Source organism: Streptomyces actinomycinicus, from assembly GCF_016741775.1.
In the GTDB taxonomy this organism is placed as follows: Bacteria; Actinomycetota; Actinomycetes; order Streptomycetales; family Streptomycetaceae; genus Streptomyces; species Streptomyces actinomycinicus.
The window spans coordinates 1-290 of sequence record NZ_JAERRK010000098.1; the positions used below are offsets into that span (position 1 = coordinate 1).

Annotated in this window: 1 protein-coding gene; it reads right to left on the bottom strand. The window is 67.9% G+C overall.

Annotated elements, in window-relative coordinates:
- The coding region (locus JK359_RS38670) for an AMP-binding protein (RefSeq protein WP_201844425.1) at positions 1-290 on the bottom strand (290 nt) is incomplete at both ends.

The window sequence follows — 290 nt, forward strand, 5'->3', positions numbered from 1 at the left end:
CTGGTGGCGAAGGTGGTGGTTTCCGTGGGTCCGTATCCGTCCACGACGGTGAGGTGGGGGCAGTGGTTCTGGACGCGTCGGACGGAGGTGGTGGAGACGGCTTCGCCGCCGGTCCATACCTGGTGGACGTGGGCGAGGGAGTCGGGGGCGTGTTCGGCGAGGAGGTTGAAGAGGGAGCTGGTGAGCCAGAGCGCGGTGACCTGCTGGCGGGTGATCACGCTGTGCAGGGTGGGGATGTCGAGGTCGCCTGGCGGGGCGATGACGATGGTGTGGCCGTTGAGGAGGGGGAT